Annotated in this window: 18 protein-coding genes; 9 read left to right on the top strand and 9 right to left on the bottom strand. The window is 59.1% G+C overall.

Features of this window, described 5'->3' with window-relative positions:
• Positions 1-9: 9 nt before the first annotated feature.
• The 3 genes from mdtD (at position 10) to msrA (ending at position 5,162) form a co-directional block, all read left to right on the top strand.
• Positions 10-1,422, top strand: a complete 1,413-nt coding sequence (mdtD, locus tag QRN38_RS16115; RefSeq protein ID WP_005763597.1) for a multidrug transporter subunit MdtD — start codon at positions 10-12, stop codon at positions 1,420-1,422.
• Positions 1,423-1,670: 248 nt separating this feature from the next.
• Positions 1,671-4,364: a sensor domain-containing phosphodiesterase gene (locus QRN38_RS16110; protein ID WP_007244549.1), complete on the top strand. Its 2,694-nt coding sequence runs from the start codon at positions 1,671-1,673 to the stop codon at positions 4,362-4,364.
• 150 nt (positions 4,365-4,514) lie between these two features.
• On the top strand, positions 4,515-5,162 hold the full coding sequence (gene msrA / locus QRN38_RS16105) for a peptide-methionine (S)-S-oxide reductase MsrA (protein ID WP_057418156.1): 648 nt from the start codon (positions 4,515-4,517) through the stop codon (positions 5,160-5,162).
• Positions 5,163-5,391: 229 nt separating this feature from the next.
• Here msrA and QRN38_RS16100 read toward each other — a convergent pair whose 3' ends face one another.
• On the bottom strand, positions 5,392-6,228 hold the full coding sequence (locus tag QRN38_RS16100) for a 23S rRNA (adenine(2030)-N(6))-methyltransferase RlmJ (RefSeq protein ID WP_057418155.1): 837 nt from the start codon (positions 6,226-6,228) through the stop codon (positions 5,392-5,394).
• A gap of 377 nt (positions 6,229-6,605) precedes the next feature.
• On the opposite strand from QRN38_RS16100, the gene QRN38_RS16095 reads away from it, so the two are divergent.
• Entirely contained in the window at positions 6,606-6,836 is a 231-nt protein-coding gene (locus QRN38_RS16095) for a DUF6124 family protein (RefSeq protein WP_005763587.1), read from the top strand.
• Positions 6,837-6,964: 128 nt separating this feature from the next.
• The gene (locus tag QRN38_RS16090) at positions 6,965-7,231 is read left to right on the top strand and encodes a hypothetical protein (RefSeq protein WP_005737430.1); all 267 of its coding nucleotides are present in this window, start codon (positions 6,965-6,967) and stop codon (positions 7,229-7,231) included.
• Positions 7,232-7,359: 128 nt separating this feature from the next.
• Here QRN38_RS16090 and gbcB read toward each other — a convergent pair whose 3' ends face one another.
• Positions 7,360-8,460 carry a glycine betaine monooxygenase reductase subunit gene (gene gbcB / locus QRN38_RS16085; protein ID WP_005763583.1) on the bottom strand — a complete coding sequence of 367 codons (1,101 nt, stop codon included), beginning with the start codon at positions 8,458-8,460 and terminating at the stop codon, positions 7,360-7,362.
• Positions 8,461-8,757: 297 nt separating this feature from the next.
• Between gbcB and gbca the strand changes: the two genes are divergently transcribed.
• Both gbca and QRN38_RS16075 read left to right on the top strand, forming a co-directional pair.
• Positions 8,758-10,056 carry a glycine betaine monooxygenase oxygenase subunit gene (gbca, locus tag QRN38_RS16080; RefSeq protein WP_007244552.1) on the top strand — a complete coding sequence of 433 codons (1,299 nt, stop codon included), beginning with the start codon at positions 8,758-8,760 and terminating at the stop codon, positions 10,054-10,056.
• A gap of 202 nt (positions 10,057-10,258) precedes the next feature.
• A complete protein-coding gene (locus tag QRN38_RS16075) occupies positions 10,259-12,076 on the top strand; it encodes a fibronectin type III domain-containing protein (protein WP_057418154.1) in 1,818 nt (605 codons plus the stop codon).
• A 584-nt stretch (positions 12,077-12,660) separates the two neighbouring features.
• On the opposite strand, the gene etfB is transcribed toward QRN38_RS16075, so the two are convergent.
• From etfB to QRN38_RS16045, 6 genes are all read right to left on the bottom strand, one after another.
• Positions 12,661-13,458 (bottom strand): electron transfer flavoprotein subunit beta, encoded by a 798-nt coding sequence (etfB, locus tag QRN38_RS16070; protein ID WP_057418153.1) that lies wholly within the window; start codon positions 13,456-13,458, stop codon positions 12,661-12,663.
• On the bottom strand, positions 13,448-14,668 hold the full coding sequence (etfA, locus tag QRN38_RS16065; RefSeq protein WP_057418152.1) for an electron transfer flavoprotein subunit alpha: 1,221 nt from the start codon (positions 14,666-14,668) through the stop codon (positions 13,448-13,450). The genes etfB and etfA overlap by 11 nt, the downstream gene beginning before the upstream one ends.
• Positions 14,668-16,629 (bottom strand): dimethylglycine demethylation protein DgcB, encoded by a 1,962-nt coding sequence (gene dgcB / locus QRN38_RS16060; RefSeq protein WP_057418151.1) that lies wholly within the window; start codon positions 16,627-16,629, stop codon positions 14,668-14,670. Before dgcB ends, etfA begins: the two co-directional genes overlap by 1 nt.
• A gap of 122 nt (positions 16,630-16,751) precedes the next feature.
• Positions 16,752-18,812 (bottom strand): dimethylglycine demethylation protein DgcA, encoded by a 2,061-nt coding sequence (dgcA, locus tag QRN38_RS16055; protein ID WP_011103128.1) that lies wholly within the window; start codon positions 18,810-18,812, stop codon positions 16,752-16,754.
• Between the two features lie 15 nt (positions 18,813-18,827).
• On the bottom strand, positions 18,828-19,358 hold the full coding sequence (locus QRN38_RS16050; RefSeq protein WP_005763569.1) for a DUF5943 domain-containing protein: 531 nt from the start codon (positions 19,356-19,358) through the stop codon (positions 18,828-18,830).
• 83 nt (positions 19,359-19,441) lie between these two features.
• Positions 19,442-20,419 (bottom strand): dipeptidase, encoded by a 978-nt coding sequence (locus QRN38_RS16045; RefSeq protein ID WP_003382379.1) that lies wholly within the window; start codon positions 20,417-20,419, stop codon positions 19,442-19,444.
• A 228-nt stretch (positions 20,420-20,647) separates the two neighbouring features.
• On the opposite strand from QRN38_RS16045, the gene QRN38_RS16040 reads away from it, so the two are divergent.
• Complete coding sequence (locus tag QRN38_RS16040) at positions 20,648-21,058, top strand: lysozyme inhibitor LprI family protein (RefSeq protein WP_005763567.1); 411 nt, start codon at positions 20,648-20,650, stop codon at positions 21,056-21,058.
• A gap of 55 nt (positions 21,059-21,113) precedes the next feature.
• On the top strand, positions 21,114-21,533 hold the full coding sequence (locus QRN38_RS16035; RefSeq protein ID WP_005763565.1) for a DUF3010 family protein: 420 nt from the start codon (positions 21,114-21,116) through the stop codon (positions 21,531-21,533).
• 157 nt (positions 21,534-21,690) lie between these two features.
• On the opposite strand, the gene fba is transcribed toward QRN38_RS16035, so the two are convergent.
• Positions 21,691-22,755 carry a class II fructose-bisphosphate aldolase gene (fba, locus tag QRN38_RS16030; protein ID WP_005763563.1) on the bottom strand — a complete coding sequence of 355 codons (1,065 nt, stop codon included), beginning with the start codon at positions 22,753-22,755 and terminating at the stop codon, positions 21,691-21,693.
• Between the last annotated feature and the right edge of the window lie 28 nt (positions 22,756-22,783).

Raw genomic sequence — 22,783 nt, 5'->3', positions numbered from 1 at the left:
CAGGAGCCTATGCAGAACTCAGCAGCGCCGATCATGGACGAAAAGACCCTGCGCTGGATGCCTTGGGTCATCGCCATTGCGTTCTTCATGCAAAGCCTGGACGGCACGATTCTCAATACCGCCCTGCCGTCCATGGCCCGCTCTCTGGCAGAAGATCCGCTGCGCATGCAGTCGGTGGTCATCGCCTACATGCTGACGATCGCGCTGCTGATCCCGGCCTCGGGCTGGATTGCCGATCGCTTCGGGATCAAACGCATCTTTTTCAGCGCCATTTTGCTGTTCAGTTTCGGATCGCTGCTGTGCGCGCTGTCCAATTCGCTGACCATGCTGGTCGCGGCGCGAATCATTCAGGGGCTCGGCGGTGCGCTGATGGTGCCTATCGGGCGGCTGATTGTGCTGCGCGCCTACCCGCGATCAGAGCTGGTGCGGATCATGGGCTTCATCACCATACCCGGCTTGCTCGGCCCTTTATTGGGTCCGACGCTGGGCGGGTGGATGGTCGAATACCTGAGCTGGCACTGGATTTTCCTGATCAACATTCCGGTCGGGCTCTTGGGCTGTTACGCGGTCAAGCACTTCATCCCGGATCTGCCCGGCGGTGGCCGAACGCATTTCGACGGAATCGGCTTCATTCTGTTTGGCGCAGCGATGGTGCTGATCACCATTGCGCTGGAAGGCCTGGGCGAACTGCACCTGCCGCACATGCGCGTGGTGCTGCTGCTGTTTGCCGGGATGGGCTGCCTGGCGGCCTACTGGCTGCGGGCCGGGCACATCGAGTCGCCGCTGTTCGCACCCTCGCTGTTCCGTACTCGCACGTTTGCGGTCGGCATCATGGGCAACCTGTTCGCCCGGCTGGGCAGCGGTGCCCTGCCCTTTCTGGTGCCTTTGCTGCTGCAGGTCGCGCTGGGGTATTCGCCCTCGCAGGCCGGCATGAGCATGTTGCCGCTGGCGGCGGCGGGAATGTTCGCCAAGACCGTGGCGCGCTGGTTGATCGAACACTTGGGTTATCGGGTCATCCTGACCAGCAACACATTGCTGCTCGGCATTCTGCTGGCCAGCCTGGCGCTGGTGGACGGGCAGACGCCGTACTGGATTCTGCTGATCCACCTGGGGCTGCTCGGCGCGGTGAATTCCTTGCAGTTCACGGCGATGAACACCGTGACCCTGATCGACCTGGACGACGCCAGCGCCGCGAGTGGCAACAGCCTGCTCTCGGTGGTGGCACAGTTGTCGCTGAGCCTTGGGGTTGCCAGCGCTGCGGCCTTGTTGGGCGGCTTCAGTGAGGAGGTGACCAGCGGCGAGGTCAGCAGTGTGCTAGGTGCATTCCAGCTGACCTTCCTGAGCGTCGGAGTCTTGGCCATGTTCGCAGCCGGGATCTTCCTGCAATTGCCGCCCAAAGAGGTAAAGGCGGCGAAGGCCTGACCGCACGCCCTCTCGAGAAGCTTGAACCCGCACGGCCGATACCCCCTGAAAACAGGGGTTTTGTGCTTAAAACGGGTAATTTCGAGTATCCGACCAGTTACATTGAAGAACCTGCGCCTGCGGCCGACACTTTTATAGCACTAAGCCACTGTGGTCTCTTGTAAGCACGGGCCGCATGATGCAACCTTGCCATAAGCGAACGTGGGTTTACCCCCGTCGCGACTAGTATTCCGGAAGCGAGTTTGTTCATGAAAAGCCAAACCGATGCTGCCGGTAGATCCGCAGCCGAGGTAGTGACGCAATTGCCGGTGCCATCGCGCCTGGGCATGCTGCGTTTCGAGCGGCTGAATGAAGCCAATTGGGCGCTGTTGTTTCTCGACCCGAACTGTGAAAAACAGCTCGGGCTGCCGGCTGTTGACCTTTGCGCCCTGATTGGATCCCCTTACGCCAGCCTCATGGAGCCGCAAGCACGTTATCAACTGCACGATGACATCCAACTGCAACTGGCCTCGTCTCCGAATTACCTGATCCGCTATACGCTGCACAGCCCTAAAGGCCCACTTGGCCTGCTCGAAATCGGCGAAGCCTACAAACAACACAATCGTCATTTGCTGCGCGGTTATTTCATGATCGTGGAAGACCTTGTCACCGATGGCGAATCAGTCACTGACTCTGACCTGGAAACCCGCAACTCACGGCTGCAGATTGCCCTGGAACTCAACCAGCGTGCCCAGCGTGACCAGTTTGCACACCTTGAACGAGTGCGCGCCCAGCAAGACCTTATCCTGCGCCTGACCCGCCACCGTTACACCACGGCCAATACCCTGCTGGAAGCGGCAGAGCTGATTACCAGAAGCGCGTGCGACATCTACGATGTCGATCACGCCAGCATCTGGAACCTGAACGACAAGCGTCTCGAGCCGATCACCGACTATCGTCGTGAAAGTGGCGACTACCAGACCCGTACGGCGATTGACATCAGCGCCTACCCTACTTATCTGCAAGCCCTGAACACCAGCAGGGCGATTGACGCCAGCAATATCCAGACAGACCCGCGCACCCGGGAAATGGCGATAAGCCTGAGACCTGGAGAGACGCGCGCGGTCCTGGACGCCAGTATCCGTATCGACGGGCAAGTCATTGGTGTGCTCTGCCTGGAGCAGTCGGGCTCGACGCGTGAATGGCAGTCCGACGAAATCGCGTTTGCTGGCGAGCTGGCCGACCAGTTCGCTCAGGTCATCAACAATCATAACCGCCGGGCCGCGACCAACGCGTTGCACCTGTTCCAGCGCGCCGTCGAACAAAGCGCCAACGCCTTTTTGCTGGTCAATTGCAATGGCGTGGTCGAGTACGTCAACCCAAGCTTCACGGCGATCACTCAATACAGCTCCGAGGAAGTCTCCGGCAACAAGCTGTCGGAGCTGCCCGCGCTGGAAAACCTCAACCAGTTGCTGCTCGAGGCCAACTCCAGCCTGACCAGCAGTAACAGCTGGCAGGGCGAATTCAAGAGCCGCCGCAAGAATCTCGAACCCTACTGGGGTCAGTTGTCGATTTCCAAGGTATACGGCGACAACCGCGAGCTGACGCACTACATCGGCATTTATGAAGACATCACTCAAAGCAAGCTTGCCCAGCAGCGCATCGAGCGCCTGGCGTACACCGACAACCTGACCAATCTGGGCAACCGTCCGGCCTTCATCCGCAATCTGGACGAACGCTTTGCCCGTGACACCGACACGCCGATGAGCCTGTTGCTGGTCGACATCGACAACTTCAAGCGCATCAACGACAGCCTCGGCCACCAGACCGGCGACAAGTTGCTGATCAGCCTCGCACGCCGCCTGCGCAACACACTGAGCCCGACCGACGTGCTGGCGCGCTTTGCCAGTAACGAATTCGCGGTGCTACTGGACAACACCGGTCAGGAAGCCGGGCAGGCCACCGCCAGCCAGGTGCTGGCGACGCTGGACAAGCCGATGTTCGTAGATAACCAGTTGATCAGTGTGACAGGCTCCGTGGGCCTGGCCTGCGCGCCATTGCACGGTCGTGACCCGCAAACCCTGATGAAAAACGCCGGGCTGGCCCTGCACAAGGCCAAGGCCAACGGCAAACATCAGGTTCAGGTGTTCACCGAAGCGCTGAATGCCGAGGCCAGCTACAAGCTGTTCGTCGAGAACAACCTGCGCCGCGCGCTGACCCAGAATGAGCTGGAAGTGTTTTATCAGCCCAAGCTGTGCCTGTTGACAGGCCGATTGCTGGGTATGGAAGCGCTGCTGCGCTGGAATCATCCTGAAAAAGGCATGATCCGTCCGGACCAGTTCATCAGCGTGGCTGAAGAAACCGGGCTGATCATTCCGATCGGCAAATGGGTCGCCCGGCAGTCCTGCCGCATGAGCAAGGACCTGACCGCTGCAGGCTTCGGTAACCTGCAAGTGGCGATCAACGTATCGCCCAAACAGTTTTCCGACCCGGAACTGGTGTCCTCGATTGCCGCCATCCTCAAAGAGGAACAGCTCGACCCGTCGCTGCTGGAACTTGAGCTGACCGAAGGTCTGCTGCTGGAAGCCACAGAAGATACTCGCCAGCAACTCGACTCGCTGAAGAAGCTCGGCCTGTCGCTGGCGATGGATGACTTCGGCACCGGTTACTCATCGTTCAGCTACCTGAAGAAATTCCCCATCGATGTGATCAAGATTGATCGCAGCTTCATCCGCGACATTCCGGACGATGAAGACGACATGGAAATCACCTCGGCGGTAATCGCCATGGCTCACAACCTCAAGCTCAAAGTGGTCGCCGAAGGCATTGAAACCGCAGCCCAGCTGGCGTTTTTACGTCGCCATCGTTGCGATGTCGGCCAGGGTTACCTGTTCGACAGGCCCATCCCCGGCGAAGAGCTGATCGAAAAACTGACGCGTTACCCTCGTCGCCCGTCTGCCTGACAACCTTCCCTGCACCCCGCTCTCTCGGGCACACTGTAAGTCTGTTATTACACGGCAGCACTTGTTTCTGCGTGTAACGGGACTTATGTATTTGTATTGATCATCCGTCCTGGCCCCCGCTGCCTGTCTCCACACGAGAGGATATGGTTCATGACTTTGCGCTCGGAAATTCTAGTGAACAAAAACGTACTGCCTACCGCTGAACAAGCACTGCCGGGTCGTGAAACACCGATGACGCTCCCGGAAACTCACTTCGTCAACGGCAACCCGCTGCTGGGGCCGTTCACCAGCAACGTGGAATTCGCCATCTTCGGTCTGGGTTGCTTCTGGGGCGCAGAACGCCGCCTGTGGCAACAGGAAGGTGTGGTTAGCACCGTTGCAGGTTATGCGGGCGGGTTTACGCCGAACCCGACGTATGAGGAAGTCTGCTCGGGCCTGACGGGTCACACTGAAGTGGTGCTGGTGGTCTACGAGCCTGAGAAAATCAGCTATGACTTGCTGCTGAAAGTGTTCTGGGAAGCGCACAATCCGACCCAGGGCATGCGTCAGGGCAATGACATCGGCACTCAGTATCGCTCGGTGATCTACTGCACAACCCCTGAGCAACTCGCAGCCGCCAAAGCCAGCGCCGACGCGTTTCAGGCCGAATTGAGCAAAGCCGGTCTGGGCGGTATCACCACTGAAATCGAAGAAGCCCCGACGGTCTACTTCGCCGAGACCTACCACCAGCAATATCTGGCCAAAAACCCGCAGGGCTACTGCGGCCTGGGCGGCACCGGGGTTTGTCTGCCTGCTTGAGGCACTCCCCTCGGACTTCTGTCCGGAGAGCGTAGGAGCGCTTGTGTGGGAGCGGACTTGTCCGCGAAGGCGATGGTGGGGGCGACAGTTTTTTTGCGGATGTACGACCCTCTTCGCTGACAAGCGAAGCGTCGCCCGGTCCGCCCTACACCGTCTTCTAAAGCCTGTCAGGACCTGTGTGTCACGCTGAGCGCTCTGCGTGGGCATGCGGTTCTGGATGCAGGCACGCCTACTCGGCAATCAACCAGTCCATCTTCCAGCCGCCCTGGGTCTGGCCCAGCTTTTCGGCCAGATACGGCATCAACTGGCGCAATTCTTCTTCAAGCCCCCACGGCGGGTTGGCGATGGCCAGACCGGAGCCGTTCAGGCTTGCCGGTGTGTCCAGCGGGTGGACGTAGAATTCGACGCGCAGCAGCTTGGGTGCGCCGGTCTCGGCCAGGTCCTGATAAAAACGCCGCAACAGGCGCGGGTCCTTGATCGGGTACCAGATCGCTGCCACCGTCTGACGCATACGCCCGATGGTTTCCTTGAGCGCCACCGCGCAACGCTTCATTTCATCGAGCTGCTCGAAGGGCGGGTCGATGAGCATGACAGCGCGCTTTTCAGCAACCGGCAGCAAGGCACGCGGCACATGCCAGCCTTCACCCAGATGCACCGCCACACGGCGGTCGCCCTTCATGTTTTCCTTGAGCAGACGTCCGTCTTCGGGGTGCTTCTCATTGAGCAGCACACGCTCGCGCTCGCGGGTCAACCGACGGGCCAGTTCAGGCGAGCCGGGGTAATAGCGCAGTTCGCCATCGGGGTTCATGTCGTGCAGCACTTGCAGATAATCAGCCGCCAGCGCTGGCAGGTCTGGGGTATTCCACAGGCGGCCAATACCCTCAAGCCATTCCCCGGTGCGGGTAGCCTGATCGCCCTTGAGGTCGTAAAGCCCGAGCCCGGCGTGGGTGTCGAGGTAGGCAAACGGCTGCTCCTTGCGCGCCATCAGGGCGATCAAGCGAGTCAGGGTGAGGTGTTTGAACACGTCGGCGTGGTTGCCGGCATGGTAGGCGTGACGGTAATTCATGGCAGCTCCTGGCAAGCTGCGCAGTTTAGCAAACCTGAGCAACGAACAAGAATTTGTAACGAATTTGCGGGATTTGTCTGTATCACTTGAAGGAAATTTCCGAGAAGCTCCCGGCCTATTGTGCCTGCCGATTTCGATGACTACTCTGCGCCCGTCGCTGCATATTCAGCGATGAGGATTAGTAGCCCTCGTTATCCAGGCGCATCGCGCCACTTCGTGCAAGGTGCTTTCAACGGCCTGCACTTTTATGGTGGTCGTGCGCGGGGCATCTTCGGATGCACCGGGGTTCCTGGACCGGGCTACTACCTGCGCATGACTACCACCCTCGCCTGGTAGCCGACGGTAATGGTCTTTTAAAACTCCAGGAGATACATCACATGCTCAAACTCGTCCCCGATCCACCCCCTTACCGCGCCAACCCCACCATCAGCCATGAAGACGCACTGATGTATGCCAGCGACCTGCTGCGCTGCGCCGCCACCAGTGCCTACGAATTCAGCGACGGCATGACCGGCGCGCAGCGAGACATGACGCTGACGATCATGCACCTGGTGGAAATGGCAAAAGTCATGGTCGACAACACGATAGAAAACCTGCAAACCCAATGACCACGACCTGAGCTGAACTGAAAACGACGTACCTGTAGTCAATCCTGCCATGCGCGACGCACAGCACTTGCCCTTGGCAGGCGGCCCTCCCAGAATCGGAAAAAAGCCCGATCAAAGGAACAGACGCCATGATGCACGCAGACTTGATTGACCAGGAAGACCTGCTCGGCCAACTCAGGGCCCTGGGGTTCGAAACGCCCGGCGGCGCCACAGCCGAACAGGCCTGCGCCCACGCCGTCTGCGGCCTGAACGCCGAACGCGCTACCGCCCTGCGACGTTTGGTAGAACAGCTACTGAGCGGCAGCGCCACGCTCCTCCCCGCCGTCCGCCAGGCCATCGACCAGCAACTGCTGCCCGCGCTGGCGATTTACCGGCAGGGTCAGAAGGGGTCATGAAGCCCCAGCCAGATCCTGAGTACGCGTTTTAGCGCAGATCTGTGACGCAGAGCGTCACGCACTGCATTCCCACGCCAGAGCGTGCGCAACGATACCCCCCACTGTCGTGCGACGCTCCGCGTCCGGTCTCAATACTCGATCCGCACATCGCCCTTCGGCACGCTGCAGCACGACAGGATGTAGCCCTCTGCAACGTCTTCGTCGGTGATGCCGCCGTTGTGTTCCATTTCCACTTCGCCGCTCAGCTTCATGACCTTGCACGTGCCGCAAATACCCATACCGCAGGCTTTGGGGATCATCAGGCCGAGCTTGGCGGCGGCGGCGTGGACGGTTTCGCCCGGGGCCACGCGGATGCTCTTGCCGGTGTCGGTAAACTCGACCTGATGCAGGTCAGCGGCGTCGACATCAGGTGCGTCGGCAGCGATTTCAGCCTGTTCGACCGCATCGGCGCGGGCTTCGGGCGGTGTCGCGCCGAACGATTCCTCATGGTATTGGGCCATGTTGAAGCCGTTTTCCTGCAACAGGCGCTTGACCGCGGTCATGTACGGCGTCGGCCCGCAACAGAACACTTCGCGGTCCATGAAATCCGGGGCCATGAGCTCGAGCATTTTCTGGTTCAGGTAGCCGCGATAACCGGCCCACGGCTCGCCCAGCCCGTGCTTTTCACAGACCAGATGCAGGCTGAAGTTGTCGATCCGCGAGGCCATGTGCTCCAGCTCGCGGTGGTAGATGATGTCCTTGGGCGAGCGCGCGCTGTGCACGAAGACCATGTCGACATTGGCGTTGGTGTCGTAGAACCAGCGCGCCATGGACATCACCGGCGTGATACCGACACCGCCACTGAGGTACAGGATTTTCGGGTTCGGGAAGTCGATGGCATTGAACAGCCCGACCGGGCCATGCACCGCCAGCTCCTGCCCTTCACTCAGCGTGTCATGCAGGTAATTGGAGACCTTGCCGCCTGGCACGCGCTTGACGGTAATCGAGAAACTGTAGGGCACCGACGGCGAGCTGGAGATGGTGTACGAGCGCATGATCGGCACGCCGTCGATCTCAAGCTCCAGGGTCACGAACTGCCCGGGCTTGAAAAAGAACATGATCGGCTGGTCGGCCATGAAGCAAAAGGTGCGAACATCCCAGGTTTCCTGGATCACCTTGACGACCCGAACCAGGTGACGCCCGTTGGCCCATGTCTGGGTGGTAACCGGGCTGAGGAAACTTTGGGACATACTTGATCTCCACGGCCGACTGTCGGCCTCTCATGTGCCGATTCTGCGTAACGCGCGAAGCGACCGTTTATCCATCAACGACATTCACGTACTTACCGCGACCAGCCCCGAAGAACAAGGGCTGTCGCGTCGGGAACAGATTGGGCCATGTCGCCCATGGATAAGGTCAGCTCTGCGCCCGGCTCCACACTCGCCATCAAGGGTCATAAGCGTGAACGACTGATCTATCGTCTTGACCACAACCGTATCAGCCACATTCGCAGGCCGCCCATGACGCGGTCATGAGGGATTTTAACGATGGACGTCACCGCAACCTTGAGCCTGGGCGATCCGCTGGAACCTGCACGCAAGGCCACTGCCGAGATGCTGCAGAATCGCGAGCGCACGTACTCGCTGCCGCAGCCTTTTTACAGTGATGACCGGCTGTTTGAAATCGACATGCAGGAAATCTTTCATAAAGAATGGCTGATCGCCGGAATGACCTGCGAGATCCCGACCAAGGGCAACTTCCTGACCCTGCAGATCGGCAAGAACCCGATCCTGGTAGTGCGTGGCCCGGACGGTGCAGTCAACGCGTTCCATAACGTGTGCCGCCATCGCGGCTCGCGCCTGTGCACGGCCGAGAAAGGCAAGGTCGCCAAACTGGTCTGTCATTATCACCAGTGGACCTACGAACTGGACGGCCGCCTTCTTTACGCCGGTACTGAAATGGGCGACGACTTCGACATGAAGCAGTTCGGCCTCAAGCCGGTGCACGTCAAGACCGCAGGCGGTTACATCTTTATCAGCCTGGCGGAGAATCCGCCTGCCATCGATGAGTTCCTGGCGACACTCAAGCACTACATGGAACCCTACGACATGGAAAACACCAAGGTGGCGGTGCAAACCACCTTGATGGAGAAGGCCAACTGGAAGCTGGTGCTGGAGAACAACCGCGAGTGCTATCACTGCGGTGGCGCGCACCCTGAATTGCTCAAGACCCTGCTGGAATGGGACGACGTCACCGACCCGCGTGCCGACCAGGCCTTCAAGGATCATGTCGCCGCGTCCGCCGCCGCGTGGGACGCCGAGAAAATCCCTTACGCCCACGCCAGTTTCGGCCTGCGTAACCGCATCGTGCGCATGCCGCTGCTCAAGGGCACCGTCTCGATGACCATGGACGGAAAGGTCGGCTGCAAGAAACTGATGGGGCGTATCCAGAACCCGGAGCTGGGTTCGATGCGCATTCTGCACCTGCCACACTCCTGGAATCACTGCATGGGCGATCACATCATCGTGTTCACGGTGTGGCCGATCAGTGCACAGGAAACCATGGTCTCCACCAAATGGATTGTCCACAAGGATGCGGTAGAGGGTGTGGACTACGACGTGGCGCGCATGCGTCAGGTCTGGGACGCCACCAACGACCAGGACCGCCGTCTGGCCGAAGAAAACCAGCGCGGCATCAACTCCACTGCCTATCAGCCCGGCCCGTACTCGAAAACCTATGAGTTCGGCGTGGTCAATTTCATCGACTGGTACAGCGCACGTATGCTGGAAAACCTCGGCGCAGAGCCCGCGCCTTATCTGAAAGGGGTGGCGGTGAATCACGAGTAGCGGGCTCCCACGCCTTTGGCAATACCAGGTACGGCTCACTCTCCTGCGAGGTGAGCCTGCTCGCATGATCCTCGACTGACGACTTTCCCGCTCCCCTGCAAAAAAATTGCTCCATCGATACCGTCATTTCTGACAGTTACGTGAAAAATCCTTTCGTGATCAACTCCAGTTGAAGTCAATCCAACGGACGGAGACACGAACCATGCTCAACCCAAAAATCATCAATCAATATAAAAACAAGAAAGTCGACGCAGCCTCTGACATGCCGGATATAAGAGGCAAAAATATTCTCATGGGCTTCTGGCACAACTGGCCTTCCGAACCCGGCCAGGGCTACCAGCAGGGCTTGTTCAAGGAGATGCAACTGACCGATATATCCGAAGCGTATAACGTCGTGGCAGTGGCTTTCATGAAAGGCGCCGGCATTCCCACCTTCAAGCCTTATAACCTCAGTGACGAGGCGTTTCGCGCCCAAGTGGCAGCCCTGAATGCACAAGGCCGTGCGGTGCTGATTTCTCTTGGCGGCGCTGATGCGCACATTGAGCTGCACGCGGGCCAGGAAGAACCACTGGCCTATGAAATTATTCGCCTGGTTGAAGTCTACGGCTTTGACGGGCTGGACATCGACCTTGAGCAGGCCGCTATCACGTTTGCTGATAACCGTACGGTATTGCCAGCGGCGCTGAGGATGGTGCGCGAACACTACGAAACGGAAGGCAAGCACTTCATTATCAGCATGGCCCCGGAGTTTCCTTACCTGAGAGCCAGCAAGAAACTTCCTGTCTTGAAAGAGATCACCACCTACTTCCCTATCCTCAAGGAGTTTGTGACGTTCCTCGAATCGTTGAGAAGCGGTGGTGCCTACCTCGCTTATATCAATGCACTGGAAGACATCTATGACTTTATCGCGCCGCAGTATTACAACCAGGGCGGCGATGGCATATGGGTCGAAGAGCTGAACCTGTGGGTCACTCAAAACAACGACGCCCACAAGAAAGCGTTTCTTTACTATCTGACCGACAGTTTGATCCACGGTACGCGTGGCTTCACTAAAATTCCGGCCGACAGACTGGCCATTGGTCTACCGACCAACAATGACGCCGCCGCTACCGGTTACGTCATTAACCCACAGGACGTCAAAGACGCACTGCAAGAACTGAAAGATGCTGGCAACCCCATCCGCGGCCTGATGACCTGGTCTGTCAACTGGGATGCGGGCAAGGACAAGACCGGCAAGGACTACAATTGGGAGTTCGTGAACCGCTACGGGTACCTCACCGGCGGCGAAACACCTGTGCCGGACAAACCTCCAGCGCCTGCTGACCTGACATTGTCATGGCAGACCAAGGATTCGGTAACGCTGATATGGCGGCTTTCGGAAGGTACACACCCGATCCGAGTCTATAATTTGTTCAGAAACGGCACGCCTGTAGGCGATCCAACGGCGCCACCGTTTGTCGATACAGATGTTTCACCTGGCGCTGTCTACGATTATCAGATCAGCGCGACTGACATTGAGGGGAATACATCGGACCTGTCCCCAGTGCTGACGGTGTACATGGATCACGATCAACCGCCATCAGCACCCACTGATCTTAAAGCAACGGATATCACTGCTTACAGCGTGTCCCTTGAGTGGACAGCTCCTACAGGGCGCATCAAGCAGTATCTTGTTTACCGGAATGAGATGCGTATTGGTATCGCACCACAAACTACCTATACCGACGCTGGACTCACTCCTTTAACTGAATACAGTTACAAGATTATCGCGCAGAGCCAAAATGACGGTTTTTCTGGTGCAAGCGTACCTTTGACCGTCACGACTGAATTCGAAAGCGGCGGTGATGCCACGGTGTGGGCGCCAGACGTGCAGTATCAGATAGGCCAATTGGTGACCCATCAGCGCATTACCTACGAATGCATTCAGGCCCATCGATCAATCCCTGAATGGTCGCCAGAACAACTCGGCTCCGCGTCCTTGTGGAAGTTAATTGGGCGGTCAACGGGTTCTCAACACTAACTGCTCAAACGGCATTACCGGGGAGCAGCAGTTAAACCTTCCCGGTAATAAAGCATACTCACGTGGGTGATGAAGCCACTCGCCCAGGCGACTGGACAAGGCGTACAGATGAGCTGGTTACTTTTCAACCAGCTCACTGCAAAGCCCGTACTTCAAAGGCTACAGCCAGACGCAAACAATTTATCCACAGATGCACCAACAGACTTTGGGAATAACTTAGGTCGGCGGAGTTGTCCCCTGTGGAAAACTTGAAGCAAGTCCACCTACGCCTCCTGCGAAAGAAACCGTCAACACTGGCTCAAACTTTGATCATTTTTTGCACAAACCTCTAGAGATCAAGCATTTAAAGGCGTGCAGACAACCATGAACAACTTACCCACAGGCACACCAACAGAGATTGTGGGCAAATACGCAAACTCGTTTCCGAGACGTTTTTTTATCCACATTCAAGATCACTACCGTCGAAGCCAAGCTGCTCATTTTTTGATCACCACCCTACAGGCCACGTTATCCGTGACGTTTGGTAACCGGCCAACACGTTATCCACAGGCGCACACACAGAGAATGTGTGTAACTCGATCACCTCACCTGACAACGCCTTCGTCAATCAACAACTTCAGTATCGCCGCCGCGCTTTCTTCGGGTGACAGGCCCTTCAAGACCTGTCCCGAACCCCCGCTGGCCTTGGCAGTAGCCGCTTTCATACGGTCCGCGCCACTCTTGGCCTTGATCACCTTAAGACGCTTGGGGCGCGGCTTGGCAGGCTGCAGTGATTGAGCTGTGAATAAGTCGTCAATCACCGTTTCAATCTTGTCCACATCCAGAATTCCGCGCTGCGCAGGCCCATAAGCACTTTGCCGAGGCGCAGGCGCTGCGTTATCCACAGTGGCGAGAAACGGCAAACGAACCTTGAGACGACGACGCTGACCACGTGGCAATGCCTGCAAAACCAGTGCAGTGCCGTTACTCAGCGACTCGACCTCAGCAAGCCCCGTCACCAGCGGCCAGCCGAGCCCCTCGGCCAGCAGAAACGGCAGCATGCCCGAGCCTTCGCCGGTTTCCGCCTGGCTGCCAGCCAGCACCATCTGTGCGTCAGAGTCGCGTATGTAATCGGTCAGCGCGGCCAGCGAGTCAGCACCGTCTGGCTGCTCAAGCACATGCAGTTCGCTCAAGCCCATGCCCAGATAGGCGCGCAATGCTGGCTCTGCAGGATTGCCGGCGTGCAGCACCTGCAAGTTATCCCCAACCAGTTGCAAGCCAAGTTCCACTGCCCGCGCATCCTGTTCGGCGCGCCGCGCACGGCCTGATGTCGGGTGCGCGCCTACGGAAACCAGGCTGATGATCTGTACGCCATGTTTATCCACAGGCACGTCAGGCCGCATCACGCTTCTCCCCGTTACGCCAGGCTTGGACTGCTGCGACCAAGGCGGTGAGGATTTCGCCACCATCACCAATGACCGACAAATCAGCGCGTTTGATCATGTCGCAGCCCGCATCCAGATTGATCGCAATGACCTTGTCGCAGGCACCAATACCTTGCAGATGCTGAATCGCCCCGGAGATGCCGACAGCGAGGTAAACCCGCGCGGTGACCCAAGTGCCGCTGGCGCCCACTTGACGCTCGCGCCCCATGAAACCATCGTCCACCGCCACCCGCGAAGCCCCCTCGGTTGCGCCAAGGACCAGCGCGGCGCGGTGGAAAAGATCCCAGTCCTTGACGCCATTACCGCCAGACAGAATGAACTCCGCTTCAGCCATGGGGATAACTGCCGGGTCAACCGCCACTGCGCCTAGGTCTTCAATGCGCGACAAGCTGCGTGCAGCGCCTGTGGATAACTCGACAGGCAATGCTTCGTGACGGGTTTCACTGACCGGCTCGGCACACTCGACGTCGGCCAGCATCAAACGCGCCAAGGGACGCACAAGGTCTTCGCGCCCTGCCCCGGCGCGGCTTGTGCAGTGCTCGCCCTTGACCTGCCAGACGCGCGTTGCAGGACGTTCGCCAAGGCTGGCCGCAAAGCGCCGCCCCAGTTCACCACCGCCAGTGCGGCTGTCAGGAAATACCCAGTGTTGCGGGCCAAACTGGTTATCCACAGCGCGCAAACCCTGCACGCGCTGTTCAGGGGAGTAGCCATCGAACTCGTTACCGTCGAGCAACAACAGGCGGTCCACACCTGCACTGTCGAACGCCGTCTCTTTATGCTCGCCGAACACCACCGCCAGCACCGCGCCTTCGGCCCCCGCCAATTGACGCGCCAGGCCCAGCACGTCGCGATCATGGCTGCTCAAACGACCGCCGACCATGTCGGGAACAACGTTGATATAGAACGCTGGCGTAGCGATCACATGCAGCGGCAACTGGACGTCGGACACCACCGAACGCTTGCTCGTCCCGCCCTGCTGCGCGCCGCTACGGTCGATGCGCTTGATGCCATTGGGGCCGATAAACCCCAGGCCATGCACGTTCTTGCGCATCAAGCCGTTGGGACCCATCCAGCTGCTTTGTGCGGGCTGCATGGCCGCGTGCAGCGGGTGCAGTCGATTACGAGCGATCCATTGAGCACGAGGATCGCGGCGGATAATGTCGCTCATCAGTGCACCTCCGCGGGTTCACGTTTGGCGGCAACAGACGGGCTGGGGATAACTTCTTCAACCAGCGCATCAGCCACCAGCTCGGCGATATCCTTGATCAGCGGGCGCGGTTCAACCACACCTTCAAGCATGGCCGTGCATTGTGGACAACCCACCGCCACCACCTCGGCAGCGGTTTGACGAATGTCGTCCATACGCATGTCGGGAATCCGCTGTTTGCCGGGGATGTCCGTAATCGGTGCGCCGCCCCCACCACCGCAGCAGCGAGAACGAAAGCCGGAGCGCTGCATCTCCCTGACTTCGATACCCAGCGCGCGCAGCACTTCACGCGGTGCTTCGTATTCGCCGTTGTAGCGGCCCAGGTAACACGGGTCGTGATAGGTGACGCTGGCGCCTTTGTGCTGGCTCAGATTCAGGGTGCCGCGCTGTACCAGTTCGGCCATGAAGGTGCTGTGATGCTGCACCTGATAGTCACCGCCCAATGCGCCGTATTCGTTTTTCAGCACATGAAAGCTGTGCGGGTCGCAGGTCACGATGCGTTTGAAGTGGTACTGGGCCAGGGTCTGAATGTTGCGGCGGGCGAGCGTCTGAAAAGTCGCCTCATCGCCCAGACGCCGAGCCACGTCACCGCTGTCGCGCTCTTCAAGGCCCAGCACGGCGAAATCCACCCTGGCCGCCTTGAGGACTTTGACGAACGCACGCAGCGTGCGTTGATTGCGCATGTCAAACGCGCCATCGCCAACCCAGAACAGCACGTCTACTGTCTTCCTCACGCTGAGCAGATCAAGGTTCAGGTCGGCGGCCCAGTTCATTCGTCCGCCCGGTGCGAAGCCGCCGGGGTTGTCGGTGGCGATCAGGTTATCCAGCACTTGCGCGCCTTTGTTCGGCGTTGCGCCTTTTTCCAGGGTCAGGTAGCGGCGCATGTCGACGATGGCATCAACGTGCTCGATCATCATCGGGCACTCTTCGACACACGCGCGGCAGGTGGTGCAGGACCACAGCGTCTCGGCATCCACCAGACCGTTGACGATGGGCTGATGCGGGTTGCCGCCATGCTCGCCCAGTGGCTTGCCTTTGCCATCAAGCGATGGGTACGGGCTGCCGGCAAATTTTGCGTCGGTGCCGCCGGCAAGGCCGACGACCATGTCCTGGATCAGCTTCTTGGGGTTCAGCGGCTGACCCGCCGCGAACGCCGGGCACGCTGCTTCACATTTGCCGCACTGCACGCAGGCGTCGAAACCCAGCAACTGGTTCCAGGTGAAGTCTGCGGGCTTCTCGACACCCAGCGGTGCAGTCCGATCATTCAGATCAAGCGGTTTCAACCCGGTGGAACGTCCACCGCCAAAACGCTCGGCACGGCGATGCCAGGCCAGGTGCAAGGCCCCGGCGAAAGCGTGCTTCATCGGGCCGCCCCAGGTCATCCCGAAGAACAGCTCGCTCACGCCCCACAACACCCCCAACCCGAGCATGGCGACCAGCACCCAGCCACTGAAGTGTTCGGGAAGAATACCGGCCACCGGCAACGTGACCAGAAAGAAGCTCGCGGAAAACGCCATCAGGCTTTTCGGCAGGCGCATCCACGGTCCTTTGGACAAACGCGCAGGCGGGTTGAGGCGACGGCGATAGACAAACACTGCGCCGACGAACATTACTGCGGTCATCAGCAATAGCGCGTAGCCCAGCACACGGTTATGCAGACCGAAACCATGCACCAGAATCGCCAGCACAACCGAGGCGACCGCGCCGCCTGCCGTCGCCACATGCGTGTTGGCGATGTATTTGTCACGGGCAACCACGTGGTGCAGATCGACCATGTAGCGCTTGGGCATGGCCAACAGCCCGCCGAGCAGATCGACTCTGGAAGCACGGCCCATGCGCCACATATTCACCCGCCGCCAGGCACCCAGCGCCGCGAGGGCCAGGGCGCTGAACAGCAGGATGGGGAGAAGGGTGTCTAGCATCACGTTGACCTCAGGTGCGAGCTTTAAGGTGCGGGCTTTAAGCTGCAAGCCTCAAGCTGCAAGAAAAAGCATGGGGCAAAAGCTCTTACTTGCAGCTTGCAGCTGACAACTTGCCGCTGCGGTCAGAAATCCTTGCACAGCCGCAAGCCGTCGTAGATCGCTGCATGGGTATTGCGCTGCGCCACGCAGTCGCCGATGCGGAACAGCAAATAACCGTCGCCCGGCTGGCTCAATGAAGGCTGCGGCTCAATGGCGAACAGTGCGTCGATGTCTATCTGGCCCTTGTTGCGCGAGCCTTCCTTGAGTGCGTAGTAAATCGCTTCGTCCGGGCGCACACCGTTTTCCACCACCACCTGATCGACCACCCGTTCTTCCTTGGCCCCGGTGTATTCGTTTTCCAGCACCGCGACCAGCTTGTCGCCCTCGCGATAGACCTTTTCCAGCATCATGTCGCCGGTCATGATCACTTCCTTGGGGTACATGCTGCGGTAGTAGGTCGGGAACGACGTACCGCCGATCGCCACACCCGGCTTGATGTCATCGGTGACGATCTCGACCTGGCAGCCCTTATCGGCCAGGAAGTCAGCCACCGACATGCCGGTGAACTCGCAGATGGTGTCGTAGACCAGCACGTTCTTGCCTGGCGCGACCTTGCCGTCCAGTACGTCCCAACTGCTGACCACCAGCCCTTCTGCCGCGCCCCAGTGTTCGTTCTGTTCCAGAAACGGATGACCGCCCACTGCCAGCACCACGATGTCCGGGCGCAGGTCGAGGATGGTCGCCGCATCGGCGGCGGTGCCAAGGCGCAGATCGACTTTCAGGCGCGCCAGTTCCAGCTGGAACCAGCGCGTGATGCCGGCAATCTGGTCGCGCTGCGGTGCTTTCGATGCGGTGGTGATCTGCCCGCCGATAAACGCCTTCTTCTCGAACAGGGTCACGTCATGGCCGCGCTCGGCAGAAACCCGCGCAGCTTCCATGCCGGCAGGGCCAGCCCCGACCACCACGACCTTGCGTTTCGGCCCGGCGGATTTTTCGATGATATGCGGCACGCCCATGTATTCGCGGGACGTAGCGGCGTTCTGGATGCACAGCACATCCAGCCCTTGATACTGACGGTCGATGCAGTAGTTGGCGCCCACGCATTGTTTGATCTGGTCGATCTGACCCATCTTGATCTTGGCGATCAGGTGCGGGTCGGCGATGTGCGCGCGGGTCATGCCGACCATGTCGACATAGCCACCTTCCAGAATGCGCGTGGCCTGGTTTGGGTCCTTGATGTTCTGCGCGTGCAGCACCGGCGCTTTCACCACTTCCTTGATACCGGCCGCCAGATGCAGGAACGGCTCCGGTGGGTAACTCATGTTCGGGATGACGTTGGCCAGGGTGTTGTGGGTGTCGCAGCCCGAGCCCACCACGCCGAGGAAATCGATCAGGCCAGTGTCGTCGTAATACTTGGCGATCTGTTTCATGTCCTCGTGGCTCAGGCCATCAGGGTGAAATTCATCGCCGCAGATGCGCAGGCCCACGCAGAAATCAGGGCCGACTTCCTTGCGCACCGCCTTGATGACTTCCAGGCCGAAGCGCATGCGGTTCTCGAAACTGCCGCCCCATTCATCGGTGCGCTTGTTGACGCGCGGGCTCCAGAACTGGTCGATCATGTGCTGATGCACGGCAGACAATTCGACGCCGTCCAGCCCACCAGCCTTGGCGCGAGCCGCTGCGCTGGCGTAATTGCCGATCACGCGCCAGATTTCTTCCGGTTCGATGGTCTTGCAGGTCGCCCGGTGCACCGGCTCGCGGATGCCCGATGGCGACATCAGGGTCGGCCAGTGATCACCATCCCAGCGCGAGCGTCGGCCCATGTGGGTAATCTGGATCATGATCTTCGCGCCGTGCTTGTGCATGGCGTCGGCGAGGTTCTGAAAATGCGGGATAATCCTGTCGGTCGCCAGATTGACCGACTTCCACCAGCCTTGCGGGCTGTCAATGGCCACGCTCGACGAGCCGCCGCAGATCGCCAGGCCAATACCGCCCTTGGCTTTCTCTTCGTAATACTTCACGTAACGGTCAGTGGTCATGCCGCCGTCGGTGGCGTACACCTCGGCGTGCGCGGTGCTGAGCACACGGTTGCGGATTGTCAGTTTGCCGATCTGGATCGGCTGGAACATCGCTTCGAAAGCCATAACGCGATCCTCGATTTACAGCGGCTTGACGACAAACAGTCCGTCGTCGTGACCTTCTTCGGAGCCACCGTAAATCTGCTCGGCAACGGTCCGGATCGAGCTGCCACTGGCGGCGAGTATCTGGTCCATCGCACCGGCGAACCAGCCGGTGAACATGTAATCGACCTTGCGCCCGACCTTGCCGTAGACGTACACAAAGCATGAATGCTCAAGCTTGACGCTGGCGGTGCCTTTCTCGATATCGATGTCCTGAATCCTGAACAGCCCCCAGCCGCGTTGCGACAGGCGTTTCATGTAGTGCTCGAACACCGCAACACCCTGCAGACCATGGCATTCGGCCTCTTTTTCACACCAGTGCCAGGCAGATTTGTAGCCGGCCTTGTAGAGAATGTCGGCGTAGGCGTCGGCGCCCAGTACTTCTTCGATGCCCATGTGGTTGTTGACGAAAAAGTGCCGTGGTACGTAGAGCATCGGTAACGCATCGGAGGTCCAGACACCGGTTTCGCTGTCGACTTCGATGGGCAGTTGCGGGGCGATTTTAGCCATGGGGTCAAACTCCAGATAAGAGGGGCTACACCCACCGCCATCAGGGCCATGGGGGTTCAATTCGATAAGGTTTGGCTGGCGGGTTACTCGCCCCAGACGTCCGCCAGCACGTTGACCCAGTTCTCGCCCATGATCTTGCGCACCACGCGCTCGGGGTGACCGCGCCTGAGCAGGGTTTCAGTGAGGTTGGGGAACTCGCCCACGGTGCGGATGCCCAGCGGGTTGATGATCTTGCCGAAGCTGGTCAGGCGGCGGGCGTAGCCCTTGTCATGGGTCAGGTATTCAAAAAAGTCCTGACCGTGGCCCTGGGTGAAATCGGTGCCGATACCGATGGCATCCTCGCCCACGATGTTCATCACGTATTCGATGGCTTCGGCGTAATCGTCGATGGTCGACTCGATGCCCTTGGCCAGAAACGGCGCGAACATGGTCACGCCGACAAAGCCGCCGTGGTCGGCAATGAACTTCAGTTCAGCGTCGGACTTGTTGCGCGGGTGCTCTTTGAGGCCGGAGGGCAGGCAGTGGGAATAACAGACCGGTTTCTTCGATTCGAGAATGACTTCTTCAGAGGTTTTCGACCCTACGTGGGACAGGTCGCACATCACCCCGACGCGGTTCATTTCAGCGACGATTTCGCGGCCGAAACCCGACAGGCCACCGTCGCGTTCGTAACACCCGGTGCCGACCAGGTTCTGCGTGTTGTAGCACATCTGCACGATGCCGACGCCGAGCTGCTTGAAGATCTCGACGTAGCCGATCTGGTCTTCGTAGGCATGCGCATTCTGGAAGCCGAAGAGGATGCCGGTCTTGCCCAGCTCCTTGGCCTTGCGGATGTCGGCGGTGGTGTGCACCGGCATGACCAGGTCGCTGTTCTCGCGCATCAGTTTCTGGCTGGTACAGATGCTGTTGATAGTGGCTTGAAAGCCTTCCCATACCGATACGGTGCAGTTGGCCATGGTCAGGCCGCCCTTGCGCATGTCTTCAAACAGCTCGCGGTTCCACTTGGCGATGATCAGCCCGTCAATAACGATGCTGTCGGCGTGCAGTTCGGCTGGGCTCATCAGGCTGTCCCCTTTTTTGCTTGCGGCGCGCCGAATCGGCTGTCGGCGCTAATGAGGCCAGCATATGCCGGAGGGTCAGGTGAGCCGGGTGCAAAAACGACAGGGGGTTTGCCGAAAGCGTCAAGATGCGACAAAGGGTGACGGCGTATCGTCCTGCGATGTCGTAAACCTGTTCATTGTCTCGCGCTTGAGACAGAATCCAGCGTATCAATGGATCGGAGCGACTCGATGAAAACGTTTTTGCTGACCTTGGCCCTGATGGCGACGGCTGTAACAGGCGTGCAGGCTGCTCAGAACCCGGACGCTTCGCCTTGTGACGGTGTTGACGACGACAAGCAGACCCTGGAATGCTCGGTTTACAGCCGCACGACCGCAGAAGAATTGCTTAAGGAAAATTTCAACAACCTGCTCAAGCGTGTTCAGTCGCAGTTCGTCGCCAACAAGACGCAGTACAACGACTTTACGAGCAAACTCAAGACGGCTCAGCAGGCGTGGGAAAAGCTGCGTGATGCCGATTGCGCGGTCGATGTGTTCCCTTCTGCCGCCGGCAGCAAGGCGTTCACCATCAGTGAAAACGACTGTATTGCGCGCATGAGCGATGAGCGTTCGGAATACCTGGAGTCGATTGCGCAGGAATAACGGCTACGATGAGATAACCTGTTTCTTTATATGAACCAGCTCATCAGGTTTTCTCATGATTATTTGCGGTGTAGAAATCAAAGGCAGCGAAGCCATTTTCGCCCTCGCCACCCGCCAAGGCGGTGATATAGGGCATTTGCCACTCGCCACCAAAAAGCTTGCGCTGGAAGACGACGACGAGGCCGCCAACGTCAAAGTCTTCGCCTCACAGCTCGCAGGCTTCGTGCGCGAAAACGGCGTCAGCCATGTGGTGATCAAAAAACGCAGCAAGAAAGGCGAATTCGCCGGCGGCCCGACCACGTTCAAGATCGAAACCATTTTTCAACTGATGTCCGATTGCGAAGTCCTGTTGATCTCGCCGCAGACCATCAATGCGCAGAACAAGAAACACAACTTCGCCTTGCCCGACACCCTGAACAAGTATCAGCACGAGGCGTACAAGGCGGCGTGTGCGGGGTTGATGAAAAGCGTTTAGTTGCGAAGACCGGACGCAGAGCGTCCAGAACGGCATACGACGCGGAGCGTCGCACGATAACCGCACGCTCTGCGTCACAAATCCAAGCCTCGCAACCAATTTCAAAGCGCTATAAAAAAACCCGCATTTCTGCGGGTTTCTTCAATGCTCGATCAACTCAGTTGATCTTGGCATCCAGCTCGCCACGGGCGTAGCGTTCGAACATGGCGTCCAGGGAGACCGGTTTGATCTTCGAGGCGTTGCCAGCGGTGCCGAATGCTTCGTAACGCGCGATGCACACGTCGCGCATGGCCGAAACGGTCTTGGCCAGGTACTTGCGCGGGTCGAACTCGCTTGGGTGTTTGGCCATGAATTCGCGGATGGCACCGGTAGAAGCCAGACGCAGGTCAGTGTCGATGTTGACCTTGCGCACGCCGTGCTTGATGCCTTCAACGATTTCTTCGACCGGCACGCCGTACGTTTCTTTGATGTCGCCGCCGAACTCGTTGATGATCTTCAGCCATTCCTGTGGGACCGACGAAGAACCGTGCATCACCAGGTGAGTGTTCGGGATGCGCTTGTGGATCTCTTTGATCCGCTCGATCGCCAGGATGTCGCCGGTAGGCGGCTTGGTGAACTTGTACGCGCCGTGGCTGGTGCCGATGGCGATGGCCAGTGCATCAACCTGGGTGCGCTTGACGAAGTCAGCCGCTTCCTCGGGGTCAGTCAGCATCTGGCTGTGGTCCAGAACGCCCTCTGCGCCAACGCCGTCTTCTTCACCGGCCATGCCGGTTTCCAGCGAACCCAGAACACCCAGCTCGCCTTCCACGGAAACACCGCAGGCGTGGGCAAAGGCCACTACGCGACGGGTCACATCGACGTTGTAGTCATAGTCAGCCGGGGTCTTGCCGTCTTCGCGCAGCGAGCCGTCCATCATGACCGAGCTGAAGCCCAGCTGGATCGAGCGCTGGCAGATATCAGGGCTGGTGCCGTGGTCCTGGTGCATGACCACTGGGATGTGCGGAAATTCTTCAATTGCCGCCAGAATCAGGTGGCGCAGGAACGGCGCACCGGCGTATTTGCGGGCACCGGCAGAAGCCTGAACGATCACCGGGGAGTCGGTCTTGTCGGCCGCTTCCATAATGGCGCGCATCTGTTCCAGGTTGTTTACGTTGAAAGCTGGAACGCCATAGCCGAATTCGGCTGCGTGGTCCAACATCTGGCGCATGCTGATAAGTGCCATTGTCTGTCTCTCTCCCGGTAGGGTCGTT

This window comes from Pseudomonas sp. CFBP2511 (genome assembly GCF_030209255.1).
In the GTDB taxonomy this organism is placed as follows: Bacteria; Pseudomonadota; Gammaproteobacteria; order Pseudomonadales; family Pseudomonadaceae; genus Aquipseudomonas; species Aquipseudomonas avellanae.
Note: the sequence above shows the minus strand (reverse complement) of the source record. Positions and strands in the feature narration are given on the sequence as shown.

What these genes read in the sequence shown, in the direction of transcription:
- mdtD (WP_005763597.1), top strand. Translation starts at nt 10, where the DNA reads ATGCAGAACTCAGCAGCGCCGATCATGGACGAAAAGACCCTGCGCTGG.
- QRN38_RS16110 (WP_007244549.1), top strand. Translation starts at nt 1,671, where the DNA reads ATGAAAAGCCAAACCGATGCTGCCGGTAGATCCGCAGCCGAGGTAGTG.
- msrA (WP_057418156.1), top strand. Translation starts at nt 4,515, where the DNA reads ATGACTTTGCGCTCGGAAATTCTAGTGAACAAAAACGTACTGCCTACC.
- QRN38_RS16100 (WP_057418155.1), bottom strand. Translation starts at nt 6,228, where the DNA reads ATGAATTACCGTCACGCCTACCATGCCGGCAACCACGCCGACGTGTTC.
- QRN38_RS16095 (WP_005763587.1), top strand. Translation starts at nt 6,606, where the DNA reads ATGCTCAAACTCGTCCCCGATCCACCCCCTTACCGCGCCAACCCCACC.
- QRN38_RS16090 (WP_005737430.1), top strand. Translation starts at nt 6,965, where the DNA reads ATGATGCACGCAGACTTGATTGACCAGGAAGACCTGCTCGGCCAACTC.
- gbcB (WP_005763583.1), bottom strand. Translation starts at nt 8,460, where the DNA reads ATGTCCCAAAGTTTCCTCAGCCCGGTTACCACCCAGACATGGGCCAAC.
- gbca (WP_007244552.1), top strand. Translation starts at nt 8,758, where the DNA reads ATGGACGTCACCGCAACCTTGAGCCTGGGCGATCCGCTGGAACCTGCA.
- QRN38_RS16075 (WP_057418154.1), top strand. Translation starts at nt 10,259, where the DNA reads ATGCTCAACCCAAAAATCATCAATCAATATAAAAACAAGAAAGTCGAC.
- etfB (WP_057418153.1), bottom strand. Translation starts at nt 13,458, where the DNA reads ATGCGGCCTGACGTGCCTGTGGATAAACATGGCGTACAGATCATCAGC.
- etfA (WP_057418152.1), bottom strand. Translation starts at nt 14,668, where the DNA reads ATGAGCGACATTATCCGCCGCGATCCTCGTGCTCAATGGATCGCTCGT.
- dgcB (WP_057418151.1), bottom strand. Translation starts at nt 16,629, where the DNA reads ATGCTAGACACCCTTCTCCCCATCCTGCTGTTCAGCGCCCTGGCCCTC.
- dgcA (WP_011103128.1), bottom strand. Translation starts at nt 18,812, where the DNA reads ATGGCTTTCGAAGCGATGTTCCAGCCGATCCAGATCGGCAAACTGACA.
- QRN38_RS16050 (WP_005763569.1), bottom strand. Translation starts at nt 19,358, where the DNA reads ATGGCTAAAATCGCCCCGCAACTGCCCATCGAAGTCGACAGCGAAACC.
- QRN38_RS16045 (WP_003382379.1), bottom strand. Translation starts at nt 20,419, where the DNA reads ATGAGCCCAGCCGAACTGCACGCCGACAGCATCGTTATTGACGGGCTG.
- QRN38_RS16040 (WP_005763567.1), top strand. Translation starts at nt 20,648, where the DNA reads ATGAAAACGTTTTTGCTGACCTTGGCCCTGATGGCGACGGCTGTAACA.
- QRN38_RS16035 (WP_005763565.1), top strand. Translation starts at nt 21,114, where the DNA reads ATGATTATTTGCGGTGTAGAAATCAAAGGCAGCGAAGCCATTTTCGCC.
- fba (WP_005763563.1), bottom strand. Translation starts at nt 22,755, where the DNA reads ATGGCACTTATCAGCATGCGCCAGATGTTGGACCACGCAGCCGAATTC.